Below are 16,519 nucleotides of genomic sequence, written 5' to 3'. Positions count from 1 at the left end.
TTATACTCTTCGAAAATCTCTTCAAACCTCGTCAGCTTCACCTTGCTGTACTCAAGTACAGCCTGCGGCTAGCTTCCTAGTTTACTCTTTGATTTTCATTGAGTATTAGAAAGGAGACCTCATGCCACTTCCAGTTAGAAAATCCCTGCATGACGCAGTTTTACAGGCTTCAAAAGCCGATACTTGGGATCAAGCAACCAAGGAATGGAATGAAGTTTCCTTGATTTTTAATGGCATTGGGCGTAGCAATTGTATCTGCGGAAATGCCATTAAATATGCTTACGAACTCTTTAACAATGTCACAGGACAACGTCTCTTTCCTATCGGCAGTGACTGTGTTCGCCATTTTCATCGATTAAGTCTTGACCAGCAACTAGAAGAGGAAGAAAAACTACTCAGAAAAGTTGAAAACTTAACTAGAAAAGCTCAGAAAAAGGAAAAAATCAAGGTCAATAAAGTCGATTTTGACGAACGACTTCTAAAATGGTTTTGGGATAAAGGTGTTTTCAAAGCCAATCGTGGCAATCAATTTGCACCTGAGAAAGATTACCAGATCTTCCTAGAAGTCTTTCAAGGTGGAAGTTGGACCAAGGCAGAGCCGATAAAGAAGGATCGTATGGAAGAAGTACTGGAAAAGTGTATCAAACCTTTTCTACTTGGCAAGACTGATGACCAACTCTACCTTGTCAAACTAGGCAAGGAGAAAATCGACTACGAGCAGCATTTACGGATTCAAGCAGAGAAAGAACGCAAGAAGAGAGATAAAATCGCCAAGCAATACGCTGACAACCTCATTCTTGCCATGGGACCTGCAGAACGAGCCTATCAAGATTATTTTGGCTTTACAGAAACTCTCACCCGAGAAGAACGAAAGTGGGAAAAAATTCTCTTTGGAAAAAATAGAGAAGAACGGGCTGTCAAGGCAAAGCAAAATCAAAAAGAACTTGAAAAAGAGCAACGAATTGCGAACCAAGATCCTATTGAACGAAAGCAAAAACAAATTTTGCTAATAAATTCTTATTTTCGTAATTTACCAGATGAAAAAGCCAGGTTCTCTCGACTCTTGCTGGAGTATCGAAAATATGGTGAAGTGGCCTTTTCAGAAGATTACTTATCTGAGCATCTCGTCGACTTTTTCTACAAAATGAAAGCCTTTGAGTTTGAGATTGCACCAGATCAAGTTGCTGAATTTTTAAAAGAATGTTTAAGAGCTGATTATTTATCCCCAGCACAAATTTTCTGGAGTGAAAGGATTGTCAAAAATTGTATCAGCCCTTTTCTCTCAAGGATAATCTTATAAGAAAAACACCTATCATCATTATAACTTGCTAGGTGTTTTTCTAATGCTTTGATATAACAATACATTATTTATGCAAATATTTCTACTTTATATACTCATTTTTGTAGACAAAAGCCTATGCAAAGAGGGACCATTTATGATAGAATAGATGGTAAGAAAGAAAACGTTTTTATCACGTTTTTTTAGTCGGAAGGGGAATTATTATGGCTACTATTCAATGGTTTCCGGGCCACATGTCTAAGGCTCGGAGACAAGTTCAGGAGAATTTAAAATTTGTTGATTTTGTGACGATTTTGGTGGATGCTCGCCTACCTTTATCTAGTCAAAATCCTATGTTAATCAAGATTGTGGGTGATAAACCCAAACTCTTGATTTTAAATAAGGCTGATCTGGCCGATCCAGTAATGACAAAAGAATGGCGTCAGTACTTTGAATCACAAGGGATTCAAACTCTGGCAATCAACTCCAAAGAGCAAGTTACCGTAAAAGTTGTGACAGATGCAGCCAAAAAGCTTATGGCTGATAAGATTGCACGCCAGAAAGAACGCGGTATAAAAATTGAAACTTTGCGTACCATGATTATTGGAATTCCAAATGCTGGCAAATCAACTCTGATGAACCGTTTGGCTGGGAAAAAGATTGCGGTGGTCGGCAATAAACCAGGTGTTACCAAGGGGCAACAATGGCTTAAAACCAATAAAGACCTTGAAATCCTTGACACACCAGGGATTCTTTGGCCTAAGTTTGAAGATGATGCTGTCGCACTGAAATTAGCCTTAACTGGAGCAATTAAAGACCAGTTGCTTCCTATGGATGAGGTAACCATTTTTGGTCTCAATTATTTCAAAAAACATTATCCAGAAAAGCTAGCTGAACGCTTCAAACAAATGAAGATAGAAGAAGAAGCGCCTGTTATCATCATGGATATGACACGTGCCCTCGGTTTCCGTGACGACTACGACCGTTTTTACAGTCTTTTCGTGAAGGAAGTTCGTGATGGAAAACTCGGTAACTATACCTTAGATACATTGGACGACATCGATGATGACGATTAAAGAAATCAAGGAACTTCTTGCTACGGTCAAAGACTTAGACAATCCCATTTTTCTTGAACTGGAAAAGGATACTCGTTCTGGAGTTCAAAAGGAAATCAGCAAGCGGAAAAAAGCCATTCAGGCTGAACTTGAAGAAAAACTTCGTCTAGAAAACATGCTTTCCTATGAAAAAGAACTTTATAAACAAGGATTAAGCTTAATAGCAGGCGTTGACGAGGTTGGCCGTGGTCCTTTGGCTGGACCTGTGATCGCTGCAGCGGTAATCTTGCCTAAAAATTGTAAAATTAGAGGCCTCAACGATAGTAAGAAAATCCCCAAAAAGAAACATTTGGAAATTTTTCAAGCCGTTCAAGACCAAGCTCTCGCAATCGGCGTTGGAATCATGGATAATCAAGTTATTGACCAAGTCAATATCTATGAAGCAACTAAGCTTGCTATGAAAGAAGCAATCTCTCAGCTCAGTCCCCAACCTGAGCACCTCTTGATTGATGCCATGCAGCTTGATTTACCGATTTCCCAAACAGCCATCATCAAGGGAGATGCGAACTCGCTCTCTATCGCAGCCGCATCAATAGTTGCCAAAGTGACACGGGATAATTTAATGAAGGATTATGACAACCAGTATCCTGGATATGATTTCGCTTCTAATGCTGGATATGGAACAGCAAAACACTTAGAAGGTCTTGATAAACAAGGAGTTACTCCCATTCATCGGACTAGTTTTGAACCGATAAAATCACTGGTCGCAGCAAACAAAGAAAGTTAAATTGGAGGAAATGATTATGGAGGAACAGTCAGAAATACTCAGCTCCAAGAAAGAATTTGCCTTTGCTTCAAGTACCATATTATCCCAAGTTGGGCGAGGAATCATCGTCGGGCTAGTTGTCGGGCTAATCGTTGGATCTTTTCGTTTCTTAATTGAAAAGGGCTTCCACCTAATACAAGGCCTCTATCAAGATCAAGCGCACCTAGTGCGCAATCTTTTTGTCCTTGCTCTATTCTACATACTCATCTGCTGGCTCAGTGCTAAATTAACTCGCTCAGAGAAAGATATCAAAGGCTCTGGGATCCCACAAGTTGAGGCCGAATTAAAAGGACTCTTGTCGCTTAATTGGTGGAGTGTTCTCTGGAAGAAATATGTTTTAGGCACCCTTGCAATTGCCAGCGGACTCATGCTGGGTAGGGAAGGGCCGAGTATTCAACTTGGAGCAGTTGGAGGTAAGGGAATTGCTAAATGGCTCAAATCGAGTCCAGTTGAGGAACGTTCCTTAATTGCCAGTGGAGCAGCCGCTGGTTTAGCTGCAGCCTTTAACGCCCCAATAGCAGGCCTTCTCTTTGTAGTAGAAGAAGTCTATCATCACTTTTCAAGATTTTTCTGGGTTTCCACTCTAGCAGCCAGTATTGTAGCAAACTTTGTTTCGCTCCTTATGTTCGGCCTAACGCCCGTATTGGATATGCCTGACAATATCCCTCTCATGACTCTGGATCAGTATTGGATTTATTTGGTTATGGGTATTTTTCTCGGCATTTCTGGTTTTCTTTATGAAAAAGCTGTGCTTAATGTCAGCAAAGTTTATGACTGGCTTGGTCAAAAAATCCATTTAGATAGAGCTTATTATCCAATCTTAGCTTTTATCCTTATCATACCAGTAGGGATTTTTATGCCGCAAATGCTTGGTGGTGGGAACCAAATTGTTCTTTCTTTAACTGAGCAACACTTTAGTTTTCAAGTCTTACTTGCCTACTTCCTCATTCGTTTTATTTGGAGTATGATGAGTTATGGTAGTGGACTACCAGGTGGAATTTTCCTACCTATTCTGGCCCTTGGTTCCTTACTTGGTGCACTAGTTGGCGTCATTTGTGTTAATCTTGGACTTGTAAGCCAGGAACAATTTCCAATATTTATCATTTTAGGAATGAGTGGCTACTTTGGAGCAATATCCAAGGCTCCCCTAACAGCCATGATCCTTGTAACCGAAATGGTTGGTGACATCCGAAATCTCATGCCTCTCGGACTTGTTACTTTGGTAGCCTACATTATCATGGATTTACTAAAGGGTGCCCCAGTATACGAGGCCATGCTTGAGAAAATGATGCCAGAAGAAGTGACAGACGACGGAGAAGTAACTCTTATCGAAATCCCTGTTTCAGATAGAATAGCTGGAAAACAAGTCCATGAACTCAACTTACCACAGAATGTACTCATTACAACCCAACTCCATAATGGTAAAAGTCAAACAGTTAATGGCTCAACCAGGATGTATCTGGGTGATATGATTCACCTGGTGATTCCAAAAAGTGAAATTGGAAAAGTCAAAGATTTGTTGTTGTAGATTAAGAATATATGTTACATAATTTTGGTTATGTAATTCATGAAACGTGGAAATTTTGTAGATTCATATCATACACAAAAGACTTGGTTTTTATGAAAAACAGAACCAGGTCTTTGTTTTATTTTAAAAACTTAAATTTTTGTACTTTTCCCAAGAAAGTAGATGAACCCTTGGTTTGTCTGAATTTAAGGCGTAATGTAAACTCTCTAAAAATGTACTTTATAAATGAAATGTACTTTATTTTAAGGAAAAATAAAGTACATTTTTGATCTAGCAGCTTAGATGTATAAAATACAATTTCAACCTTTATTAAACCCTTATAAGCCTACAAATCTTGAACAATCAAGGTTTAGGTTTTTGGTAATAGTCATTTTCACTAAAATGTACATTTGAAAAATTTCCAGTATTCACTTAAATAAAGTACATAATTGAGGATAATTGGCTCTAAAAAAATTTTTGGCTATCTATTTTATGGGTTTTCTCAATCAAGAATATCACCAAACACATACAACATCTTTCCGAAAAACTATAATTTTCTTGAAAAATACATATGTCTATGCTATACTACTAGTAGACTTAATTATGGAGAAAATACATGAAACGTGAGATTTTACTGGAACGAATCGACAAACTAAAACAAATCATGCCCTGGTATGTTCTGGAATACTACCAATCTAAGCTTGCTGTTCCATACAGTTTTACAACCTTGTATGAATACCTCAAGGAATATGACCGATTTTTCAGCTGGGTTTTAGAGTCTGGGATTTCAAAAGCTGATAAAATGGCTGATATTCCTTTATCGGTCTTGGAAAACATGTCAAAGAAAGATATGGAATCCTTTATCCTATATCTAAGAGAACGACCTTTGCTAAATGCTAATACAACCAAACAAGGCGTTTCACAGACAACTATCAATCGGACCTTGTCAGCACTTTCCAGTCTATACAAATATCTAACTGAGGAAGTTGAAAACGACCAAGGGGAGCCTTATTTCTATCGTAATGTAATGAAGAAAGTTTCAACCAAGAAAAAGAAAGAAACACTTGCTGCCAGAGCTGAAAACATCAAGCAAAAGCTCTTTCTAGGTGATGAAACAGAAGGTTTTCTAACCTATATCGACCAGGAGTACCCACAACAGCTCTCAAATCGAGCTCTTTCATCATTTAACAAAAATAAAGAACGTGATTTAGCTATTATTGCCCTTCTCTTGGCGTCTGGCGTCCGCTTGTCCGAAGCTGTAAATCTGGATCTAAGAGATCTCAATCTCAAAATGATGGTCATTGATGTCACTCGAAAAGGTGGCAAACGTGACTCGGTCAATGTCGCGGCCTTTGCAAAACCTTATCTAGAGAATTATCTCGCCATTCGAAATCAACGTTATAAGACGGAAAAGACGGATACAGCTCTCTTTCTGACCTTATATCGTGGCGTTCCCAATCGTATCGATGCTTCTAGCGTGGAAAAGATGGTTGCTAAGTACTCTGAGAACTTCAAAGTCCGTGTAACTCCCCACAAACTGCGCCATACCCTGGCAACTAGGCTCTATGATGCGACTAAATCGCAAGTTTTGGTCAGCCATCAGCTAGGACACGCCAGTACACAAGTCACTGACCTCTATACCCATATCGTCAATGATGAACAAAAGAACGCTTTAGATAGTTTATGATTATTACATATTATAAATTATGTAAATTTATATTCAAAAAAGAAGCTAGTCATACAACTAACTTCTTTTCTTTTTATCCTACTACCGCTTCAGCGATTTCTTCTCGGCTGATACCCGCGAAGTAGCGTGTAATATCAATAGTTTCTAAGGCCTTTAGAACATCTTCGCGTTCGTATTTCACTCCACGGACGACATCTTCTACTGCTGCAACGTCCTCGATACCAAAGAAGTCACCATAAATCTTGATGTCTTGGATTTTTGATTCGAGAACATTGGCAAAGATTTCTACTTTACCACTAGTGAATTTTGTTCCACGACGGACGTTAAATTCAGGTGATTTACCGTAGTTCCAGTCCCAAGTACCAAACTTGGTATCCTTGATACGATTGATTTCGGCCAATTCTTCTTCTGAAAAGACATATTCAGTCATCTCTGGGTACTCTTTTTTCATGTATTCCAATAGCAAATCACGGAATTCTTCAACTGTGATTTTTTCTGGTAATTCATTGACAATATTGGTTACACGAGCACGGACGGATTTCACACCTTTTGACTCAAATTTGTCCTTTGAAACCTTGAGGGCGTTAGCAAGGACTGTCAAATCAACGTCAAAGAGCAAGCAACCGTGGTGCATGATACGTCCATTGATATAGGCTTGGGCATTGCCACAGAATTTCTTACCGTCAATCTCAAGGTCATTACGGCCTGTGAACTCAGCTTTAACACCAAGTTGAGCCAAGGTATTGATGACTGGAGTTGAAAAACTCTTAAAGTCAAAGGCCTTGTTTTCATCTTCTTTTGAAATGATGGTGTAGTTGAGGTTGTTTAAATCGTGATAAACAGCTCCACCACCACTGATACGGCGGACTACCTCAATGCCATTTTCTCGAACATAATCACGGTTGATTTCTTCGATAGTGTTCTGGTGACGCCCAACAATGATAGATGGCTTGTTAATCCAAAGTAGGAAGATTTGATCTTCATCCAAAAGATGTTTAAAGGCATATTCTTCCAAGGCGATATTAAAGGCAGTGTCGTTTGAATGATTGATAATGTATTTCATAGTATTTCCAAAAATTTAGTTTTTAAATTCTGTTCATAGCAATCAAATTTTCTAAAGTGGTAAAAAGAAATGTAACGTGTTATCGTGTTATCGTTACATTTCTCGGAAAAATTGAGACAATAGGCTCAATTTTTAGGTATGGAACTCTAATAGAGGTCGCTGCCGTCCGTGCTACTTTAAGAAAATTTAGTTGAAAATCTTATTTATTTTTTCTTAGGTGAATGGATGGCCATTCCTAGAACATCTGCAAATGCTTCGTACATCACTTCAGAGTAGGTTGGATGTCCGTGGATGGTCTTAAGCATTTCTTCAACAGTGATTTCCATTTCGATGATGCTTGATGCCTCATTGATCAATTCTGCAGCTGCAGGACCAATGATGTGCACACCAAGGATTTCTCCGTATTTCTTATCTGCAATGACTTTTACGAAACCTTGAGCAGCATCCGATGCAATAGCACGTCCGTTCGCAGCAAAGTTGAATTTACCGATGGCTACATCGTATTTCTCACGAGCTTGTTCTTCAGTTAGACCTACTGCTGCTACTTCAGGAAGAGTGTAGATGGCTGCAGGAGTCAAGTTCAATTTGGCAACAGCATGGTTTCCTTTGAGGGCATTTTCAGCGGCAACTTCACCCATGCGGAAGGCTGCGTGAGCCAACATCTTGGTACCATTGATATCACCTGGTGCATAGATACCTGGAACAGAAGTTTCCATGTATTCGTTGACCTTGATGCGACCACGATCCAATTCAAACTCAACATCGCCAATACCTTCAAGATCTGGCACACGGCCGATTGAAAGAAGAGCTTTGCTTGCGATGATATCGTCTTTTCCTTCAACTTTAATACGAAGTTGACCATTTTCCTCGATGATTTCTTGCAGTTTTGTACCTGTTAAGATGGTCATTCCTTTACGCTCAAGGATCAAGCGAAGATTCTTAGAAACTTCCGCATCCATAGCTGGAACGATACGGTCCATCATTTCAATAACAGTCACTTTTGAACCAAATGTCATGAAGGCTTGACCAAGTTCGATACCGACAACACCACCACCGATGATAACAAGGCTTTCTGGAACTTCGTTCATTTCAAGAATGTCGTCACTTGTCATCACGAGTGAAGATTCCATACCAGGAACATTTATCTTGCTGACTTTTGAACCACCAGCAAGGATGATTTTCTTGGTTTCAAGCAATTCCGAACCATTAACCAAGACATTCTTGTCTTTAGTGATGGTACCAATTCCTTTATGAACAGTAACTCCGTAGCTGCGAAGAAGACCCGCAACGCCACCAACCAAAGTATTGACAACCTTAGACTTGGTTTCAAGGAGTTTATCCATATCTACAGTGAAGTTTGGATTTTCGATGACGATACCACGGTTTGCCGCATGACCGATGTTTTCGATGATTTCAGCATTGTGAAGGTAGGTCTTAGTTGGGATACATCCACGGTTCAAGCAGGTTCCACCGAGTTCAGATTTCTCAACAAGGGCAACCTTCCCACCGAGTTGGGCAGCTTTAATGGCTGCTACATATCCAGCAGGACCTCCACCAATCACAACGATATCAAAGGCATCATCGCTCTTACCGTCGTCGTTTGAGGCACTAGCTGCAGGTGCAGGTTTTGATTCTGGTGCAGCCGCTCCAGCTGTTGGGATGTTTTCCCCTTCTTCCCCTAGGTAACCGATAACTTCAGTTACTGGAACAGTTTCACCATCTCCTTTGAGGATGGCAATCAAGTATCCATCTTCTTCAGCTTCCAATTCCATGCTGACTTTGTCAGTCATGATTTCCAAAAGGATTTCTCCTTCTTTTACAAATTCACCGACTTTTTTATTCCATTGGACTATTTGTCCTTCTGTCATATCCACGCCGGCTTTTGGCATAATTACTTCTAAGGCCATGTCTTACTTCCTTTATCTATATCTCTAAAAATAAATACTGTATTTTTAAACCAACATTGAGATTGGATTCTCAATCAAGGTTTTCAAGTCTTTCATAAACTTAGCACCAGCCATACCATCTACGACACGGTGGTCAATGGTTAATCCTAGACTCATGATTGGTCGGATAACAATCTCACCATTGACAACAACTGGTTTCTCGATTGTCGAACTTACACCCAGAATAGCTGAGTTGGGTTGGTTGATGATCGGGCCAAAGGACTGAACGCCAAACATTCCCAAGTTACTGATTGTAAATGTTGAATTTTGAAGTTCACTTGGAGCTAATTTACCATCCAAGGTACGACCAATGACATCTTTGAAGGCTACAACCAACTCTGAAAGGCTCATCTTTTCAGCATTGTAAACAACAGGCGTCATCAATCCATTATCCATCCCAACTGCCATAGCAAGGTTGACATAATTATGAGTGATAATAGTCTTGCCGTCTTCAGTCAATGAAGCGTTAATGTAAGGGTGTTTCATCAATGTCTTAACAACAGCCAGTGAAAGAAGATCTGTAACCGTAATTTTCTTACCAGTTGCTTCCATAATAGGATCAAGAACCTTCTTACGAAGGGCCAACATTTCTGACATATCGACATCATAGTTGAGTGTGAAGGTTGGCGCAGTTAGGTAGGATTCAACCATACGTTGGGCGATAACCTTACGCATTGGTGTCATTGGAATACGCTCAATCTCACCATAAGGAGTGATAGTATCTGGAACTTCTTCCGCTTTTTCAATTTGAGCAGGAGACTTGATGGTGTCGTTTTCGATATTTTCAGGAAGTAAGGCCAAAACATCCTTCTTCATGATCTTACCACGATGACCCGTTCCTTGGATTTCCTGCCAAGCAATGTTATGTTCGAGGGCAATTCGTTTTGCAAGTGGCGAAATGCGAACCACGTTTGTGTCTTTATAAGTTTCCACGTCTTCTTTGTGGACACGACCGTTTGCACCTGAGCCAGAAACATCGTAGAGATTGATCCCTAAATCATCCGCTAACTTTCTAGCCGCAGGAGTCGCTCTTAGCTTGTCATCAGCCATGACCTCTCCAATTCTATACTAAGATATTAAGGACGCAGAGGGCAATGAAAAAATAGGAGATTGACGATGTGTTCGATGAACACAAGGAAATCTTTCTTTTTTTCGCAGACCTCCGTCCGAATTCAATTACATGATACTAAGGGCGTTTAAAAGCGACCGAAAAATAGGAAATCGACGCAGACTTTGATGAAGCCAAGGAGATTTATCTTTTTTCCGAGCTTTTAGCCCGTGCTCTAATCTAAGTTATTAAGGACGAAGAGCTCTGCACCTAAAAGATACAAAGTTATCGTCTGATTTTATTTACATAACTTATCTTATGTAACTCTATTCTTTGTTATAAGTCTTACGGATGGCATCTTTGATGCTTTCAACAGTTGGAATCATTGCATTTTCTAGATTTTGCGCGTAAGGCATTGGCACATCTTCTCCTGCACAACGGCGGATTGGTGCATCTAGATAGTCAAATGCTTCTGATTCAGAAATAATTGCTGAAATCTCTCCGATATAGCCACTTGTTTTGTGGGCGTCGTTGACCAGAACAACTTTACCAGTCTTCTTAACTGAGTTAATGATAATATCCTTATCAAGCGGTACAAGGGTACGTGGGTCCACAATTTCAACCGAAATTCCTTCTTCTGCCAATTCTTCAGCAGCTTGAACCACACGGCGAAGCATTTTCCCATAAGTAACAACTGTTACATCTGTACCTTGGCGTTTGATTTCCCCAACCCCAAGTGGGATTGTATAGTCTGGATCAACTGGCACTTCCCCTTTTTGGTTAAATTCTGACTTGTACTCAAGAATGATAACAGGGTTATTATCACGGATAGAAGACTTGAGAAGTCCTTTCATGTCAGCAGGCGTACCAGGCGCTACAACCTTAAGTCCAGGAATATGAGTAAACCAAGACTCTAGGGATTGCGAGTGCTGGGCAGCAGAACCAACTCCGTTACCAGCTGCACATCGGACAGTCATTGGAACCTGACCTTTACCACCAAACATATAACGTGTTTTGGCAGCTTGGTTGACGATATTGTCCATGGCAATAACCGAGAAGTCCATGAAGGTCATATCGACGATTGGACGAAGTCCCGTCATGGCTGCTCCCGCTGCCGCTCCAGAGATAGCAGCTTCAGAAATAGGACAGTCACGGACACGTTCTGGGCCAAATTCTTCAAGCATTCCAACAGAAGTTCCGAAGTCTCCTCCGAAGACACCGACGTCTTCTCCCATCAAGAACACATTTTCATCGCGACGCATTTCCTCAGACATAGCAAGGATAATGGTGTCACGGAAGGACATTGTTTTTGTTTCCATTTTTATCTCTTTCTCCTTAGTCTGCGTAAATATCTTCAAATGCGGATTCAAGCGGTGGGAATGGGCTTTCCTCAGCAAATTTAACAGAAGCTTCTACTGCTTCCTTGACTTGTGCTTGGATTTCTTCCAATTCTTCAGCGCTTGCAATATTATTTTCAATAAGGTAATTGCGGAGTTTTTCAATTGGGTCTTTTTGTTTCCACAATTCTACTTCTTCACGTGTACGATATTTACCAGGGTCAGATGATGAGTGACCGAGCCAGCGATAAGTTACACTTTCAATCAAGACTGGACCATTGCCACCACGAACATGATCTACAGCTTTCTTAAATCCTTCATAAACATCAATGACATTGTTTCCATCTTCGATAAACATTCCAGGAATTCCATAAGCTGCGCTACGGTGATGGATATGTTCCACGTTAGTCATTTTCTTGATATCCGCAGAGATACCGTAACCGTTGTTAATGCAATAGAAAATAACTGGAAGGTTCCAGATAGAAGCCATGTTCACTGCTTCGTGGAAGACACCTTCGTTAGTCGCGCCATCTCCAAAGAAGCAAACGACGATTTTTCCAGTGTTCTGCATTTGTTGACTGAGGGCTGCACCAACAGCGATTCCCATACCACCACCTACGATACCATTGGCACCGAGGTTACCAGCATCAAGGTCAGCAATGTGCATGGAACCACCTTTTCCTTTACAGGTTCCAGTGTATTTCCCAAGGATTTCAGCCATCATTCCGTTGAGGTCAATCCCTTTGGCGATAGCTTGACCATGACCACGGTGATTTGAGGTGATCAGGTCATCTGGGTTGAGGGCCAGCATAGCTCCGACGTTAGCAGCTTCCTCTCCAACAGAAAAGTGAGTCATACCGGGAACTTTTCCCTTTTTCACTAACTGAGCAATTTTTAAGTCCATGCGACGGATTTCTTCCATCTTACGGAACATCTCTAGCAAAAGATTTTTATCTAAAGTTGACATAATCTTGCCTTTCTAACATTGTTCTTACCTTACTATTTTACCTTTTTTAGTATACACTGTCAAAGTATTTATTAAGAAAAATTCACAAAACACAAAAAAGAAATCCCCGAAAAACAGGGATTTTCTTTGATAAGAATATTTTTTCACAAAGTTTTTCAAGTAATTTTCCAAAAATTAGTTGATTCTTTTCATAATCGTTTGCAAGCGCCATTGATAGAGGATAGCACTAACGACTAAACTTGCTATTAAACCAATCCAGTAAGAATAGGCTCCCAAAGTTGTTACTTGGTCTAAGAATAAGCCTAATGGAATGGACACCGCCCAGTAAGCAATGACTCCAAGATAAAAAGGAACAACCGTATCCTTGTAACCTCTGAGTATTCCTTGCAAAGGAGCTGCAACAGTGTCAGCTAATTGGAAAAATAGACTATAAGTTAGGAAGGTAGATGTTAATTTAATGAAGTCAGGATTATTTCCATATAAACTTGCTACGACATCTCTCAAGATATAGAGGAAACTTAAGGTAAAACCTGCAAATATCAAAGCTATCCAACGACCAATTTTGATATAGGACTTGGCATCATTAAAACGCTTAGCTCCAACCTCATAAGAAACAACTATGGCCATGGCAGAAGAAATGCTCACTGGAAAGGCATACATGAGAGTTGAGAAGTTCATGGCTGACTGGTGGCTGGCAATAATCATAGACGAAAATTTTGCCATAATCAAACCAACGGCAGAAAAAATAATCACCTCAGCAAAAACTGTACCACCGATTGGTAAGCCCAAACGAATCCCTTCTTTGATCTTTTCTAGATCAAGCGGAAGTGGTTTTTCCAAATGAAACTCTTTTAACTTTTCCTGCTTTAAAAGGATGATGACAGAGATTCCGAGAAGACACCAGTAAGCCAGGGAAGTACCTAATCCTGCTCCTGCTCCCCCTAACTCTGGAAACCCAAAGGCACCATAAATTAACAAATAGTTAAATCCACAATTTAAAGGTAGTAATAAGAGCATGAGGTACATAGATAGCTTGGTCAGACCGAGTGAATCAAGTAGCGATCGGACAACACTAAAAAGCAACAAGGGAATAATTCCGATAGACAAGTACCAAAGGTAAGAAACCGAAACAGCTGCCACTTGAGCTTCTAGTCCGATATGGTTTAAGACAGGCGGCGCTAAGAATACTACCATGCCAAGCAAGACCAAAGACAGTCCGAAAGCCAAGTAGATAAATTGGTAAAAGTCAGATGCCACTTCTTCCTTTTTACCTCGTCCTAGATGATAGCCTATGATGGGAACCATAGCCGAAACAATCCCTGTCAAAAAAGTGAAGAAAGGATTCCATAGACTCGTTGCAGTTGAAACGCCAGCCAGGTCCATGGTATTGTAATGCCCCGTCATGGTTGTATCGACGAAAGAGGCAGAATAATTGGCAAACTGATAAATCAGGATAGGGAAAAATATCTTAAGAAATAAGACAAACTTATCTTTAAATTGATGGGTTCGATACATATACGCTCTCTATTCTTATAGTTTATAGAGCAGAGTCCCACCTATTTTTGGTAGACGATTTGTCCCTTACAGATAGTATATTTGACCTGCCCTTTTAAGGTTTCGCCGATAAATGGAGAATTAGCTGATTTTGAAGCAAAGTTTGGACCAACAGTACGATCAGCCTTGTCATCAAAGATGGTGATATCCGCTGGACCAGTTTCAGCCAAGTAGCCTGCTTCAAAGTTGTAAAGTTTGGCTGGATTGACAGTCATTTTTTCTAGTAATTCCATCAAGCTTAGCTCACCAGCTTCCACCAAATAAGTCAAACCAAGAGAAAGAGAGGTTTCCAAACCTGTCATACCAGATGGCGCTTTGGTGATATCTTCTACATTTTTTTCATCTGCATGGTGAGGCGCGTGGTCCGTTGCGATAACTGTGATAACACCTGACTTGAGACCTTCGATAACGGCACGGCGGTCTGACTCCAAACGAAGCGGAGGATTCATTTTGGCATTGCTACCTTGAGTTAAAAGAAGAGTTTCTGTCTTAGAAAAATGTTGTGGTGCCACTTCTGCTGTGACTTGCGCTCCCAAACCTTGAGCGAATTCCACTACCTTGACACTTTCTTCCTTAGACAAATGCTGGATATGAACATGGGCCTTAGTTGCATAGGCAATCATGACATCACGCGCAATCATGGCGTATTCTGCTACCCCTGTCGCTCCACAGATCTTGAAGTGATCTTTAGCGATGTTTTCATTAAAGCCAAGAATACCGTTCAATCCGGGATCTTCCTCATGTAGACAAACAAAGGTGCCAAGTTTTTTAGCAGTTTCCAAGGCTTCTTTGAGAACTTTGCTACTTTCAAGCGGAATTCCATCATCTGAAAATCCAACGGCTCCAGCTTCTAAAAGTGCCTTAAAATCAGTCAAGTCTTGGCCATTAAAGTTCTTGGTAATAGTCGCAACCGTCTTGATATTGATTTTCTCTTTAGCAGCTGACTGAAGAACTTCTTGCAAGGTCTCCACGTCTGAGATGGTTGGATTGGTATTAGCCATCATGACAACCGTTGTGAAACCACCTGCCGCTGCCGCTAGTGCACCGGTATGAATATCCTCCTTGTGGGTTTGACCAGGCTCACGGAAGTGAACATGAATGTCCACTAAACCAGGCGCTACTACTAGACCAGTCGCATCTAGGACTTGCGCTCCGTCTGCCTTGATTTCGGGAGCAATCTTGACAATTTTTCCATCTTTGACTAAAACATCACACACTTGATCCAAACCAGACTTGGGATCCATTACACGGCCTTTTTTGATTAGTAGCATCTGCTTTCTCCTTTATTCATAAAAATCAACTTGGGTATCCAATAATTTATCCCCATCATAAACAAACTTAGCTGAGAAGAAGGGTTTGTCCTCTAAAAGCCACTCAACAAAGGTGTGGTCCCCTTCCCAAGTTGGCTTGCTCAAGACTTCATCATAGGGAACCCATTCCAGCGTCCCCTCATTGCAGTCAATCAAGTCACCCTCAAACTCTGTCACCTTAAAAACATAGGTGTACCAGTCTAAATCTGGTGTGAATTCTGGAAAAGTGATAACGCCTTTTAGAACAGGTTTGGCTTTCAGACCTGTTTCTTCGAGGATTTCACGCGCCGCGCATTCCTGAGGTGTCTCCCCTCGCTCTAACTTACCACCCACACCAATCCATTTGCCTTCATGGACATCATTGGGCTTTTTATTGCGATGGAGCATGAGTAGTTCTTTTCCGTTATCAATGTAGCAAATCGTCGCTAACTGAGGCATCTTCTCTCCTTATCTAAGCCAATCGATTGGCTCTTGTCCTGTCTCTTTTAAAAATGCATTAGCCTTAGAAAAAGGCTTGGAACCCCAAAATCCTCTGAAAACAGATAAAGGACTGGGATGGGCTGATTCGATAATCAAGTGGTGAGGATTGGTAACCAAGGACTTCTTCTTGCGTGCATAAGCGCCCCAGAGTACAAAGACCACTGGCCTATCCAGATTATTGACCACCTGAATCACAGCATCTGTAAAGGGCTCCCATATCTGTCCAGAATGACCATTGGCCTGCCCAGCAGGAACGGTCAAGCAAGCATTGAGAAGTAAGACTCCTTGCTCAGCCCAAGCCGTCAAATCATGGGATTTCTTAACTCCGATGTCATCTGCTAATTCTTTCAAGATATTTTGCAAGGATGGCGGGGCTGGAATAGCATCGGGTACAGAAAAACTCAAGCCCTGAGCCTGTCCTGGTCCATGATAGGGATCCTGCCCTAGAATCACCACCTTA

Annotated in this window: 14 protein-coding genes; 5 read left to right on the top strand and 9 right to left on the bottom strand. The window is 40.8% G+C overall.

The genetic code is table 11. From position 1 onward, the window contains the following. Positions 1–121 precede the first annotated feature (121 nt). The 5 genes from ADI74_RS05230 (at position 122) to xerS (ending at position 6,354) form a co-directional block, all read left to right on the top strand. Positions 122–1,300 carry a hypothetical protein gene (locus ADI74_RS05230; RefSeq protein WP_049537523.1) on the top strand — a complete coding sequence of 393 codons (1,179 nt, stop codon included), beginning with the start codon at positions 122–124 and terminating at the stop codon, positions 1,298–1,300. A 203-nt stretch (positions 1,301–1,503) separates the two neighbouring features. Then, positions 1,504–2,355 carry a ribosome biogenesis GTPase YlqF gene (gene ylqF, locus ADI74_RS05225; protein ID WP_049537522.1) on the top strand — a complete coding sequence of 284 codons (852 nt, stop codon included), beginning with the start codon at positions 1,504–1,506 and terminating at the stop codon, positions 2,353–2,355. Then, on the top strand, positions 2,342–3,121 hold the full coding sequence (locus tag ADI74_RS05220) for a ribonuclease HII (protein ID WP_049537520.1): 780 nt from the start codon (positions 2,342–2,344) through the stop codon (positions 3,119–3,121). The genes ylqF and ADI74_RS05220 overlap by 14 nt, the downstream gene beginning before the upstream one ends. Before the next feature lie 16 nt (positions 3,122–3,137). Beyond that, entirely contained in the window at positions 3,138–4,688 is a 1,551-nt protein-coding gene (locus tag ADI74_RS05215) for a ClC family H(+)/Cl(-) exchange transporter (RefSeq protein ID WP_049537649.1), read from the top strand. A gap of 595 nt (positions 4,689–5,283) precedes the next feature. Continuing rightward, positions 5,284–6,354 carry a tyrosine recombinase XerS gene (gene xerS / locus ADI74_RS05210; protein ID WP_049537518.1) on the top strand — a complete coding sequence of 357 codons (1,071 nt, stop codon included), beginning with the start codon at positions 5,284–5,286 and terminating at the stop codon, positions 6,352–6,354. Between the two features lie 73 nt (positions 6,355–6,427). On the opposite strand, the gene ADI74_RS05205 is transcribed toward xerS, so the two are convergent. The 9 genes from ADI74_RS05205 to ADI74_RS05165 all read right to left on the bottom strand — a co-directional run. Continuing rightward, positions 6,428–7,417, bottom strand: coding sequence for a lipoate--protein ligase (locus ADI74_RS05205; RefSeq protein ID WP_049537517.1), 990 nt, complete (start codon positions 7,415–7,417; stop codon positions 6,428–6,430). Positions 7,418–7,620: 203 nt separating this feature from the next. Continuing rightward, positions 7,621–9,324, bottom strand: a complete 1,704-nt coding sequence (lpdA, locus tag ADI74_RS05200; protein WP_049537515.1) for a dihydrolipoyl dehydrogenase — start codon at positions 9,322–9,324, stop codon at positions 7,621–7,623. A gap of 45 nt (positions 9,325–9,369) precedes the next feature. Continuing rightward, positions 9,370–10,413, bottom strand: coding sequence for a dihydrolipoamide acetyltransferase (locus ADI74_RS05195; RefSeq protein ID WP_049537512.1), 1,044 nt, complete (start codon positions 10,411–10,413; stop codon positions 9,370–9,372). Positions 10,414–10,737: 324 nt separating this feature from the next. Beyond that, positions 10,738–11,730, bottom strand: coding sequence for an alpha-ketoacid dehydrogenase subunit beta (locus ADI74_RS05190; protein WP_000448724.1), 993 nt, complete (start codon positions 11,728–11,730; stop codon positions 10,738–10,740). 16 nt (positions 11,731–11,746) lie between these two features. Next, a complete protein-coding gene (locus ADI74_RS05185; protein WP_049537510.1) occupies positions 11,747–12,715 on the bottom strand; it encodes a thiamine pyrophosphate-dependent dehydrogenase E1 component subunit alpha in 969 nt (322 codons plus the stop codon). 174 nt (positions 12,716–12,889) lie between these two features. Then, positions 12,890–14,230: an MATE family efflux transporter gene (locus ADI74_RS05180; RefSeq protein ID WP_049537508.1), complete on the bottom strand. Its 1,341-nt coding sequence runs from the start codon at positions 14,228–14,230 to the stop codon at positions 12,890–12,892. A gap of 41 nt (positions 14,231–14,271) precedes the next feature. Further along, complete coding sequence (locus tag ADI74_RS05175; RefSeq protein ID WP_049537507.1) at positions 14,272–15,540, bottom strand: dihydroorotase; 1,269 nt, start codon at positions 15,538–15,540, stop codon at positions 14,272–14,274. A 12-nt stretch (positions 15,541–15,552) separates the two neighbouring features. Continuing rightward, positions 15,553–16,017, bottom strand: coding sequence for an NUDIX hydrolase (locus ADI74_RS05170; protein WP_001135768.1), 465 nt, complete (start codon positions 16,015–16,017; stop codon positions 15,553–15,555). Positions 16,018–16,026: 9 nt separating this feature from the next. Next, on the bottom strand, positions 16,027–16,519 hold a 493-nt coding region (locus ADI74_RS05165; RefSeq protein ID WP_049537505.1), incomplete at its 5' end, for a uracil-DNA glycosylase.

Source organism: Streptococcus pseudopneumoniae, assembly GCF_001074565.1.
Classification (GTDB): domain Bacteria; phylum Bacillota; class Bacilli; order Lactobacillales; family Streptococcaceae; genus Streptococcus; species Streptococcus pseudopneumoniae_J.
This window is presented reverse-complemented; position numbering and strand designations above follow the sequence as displayed.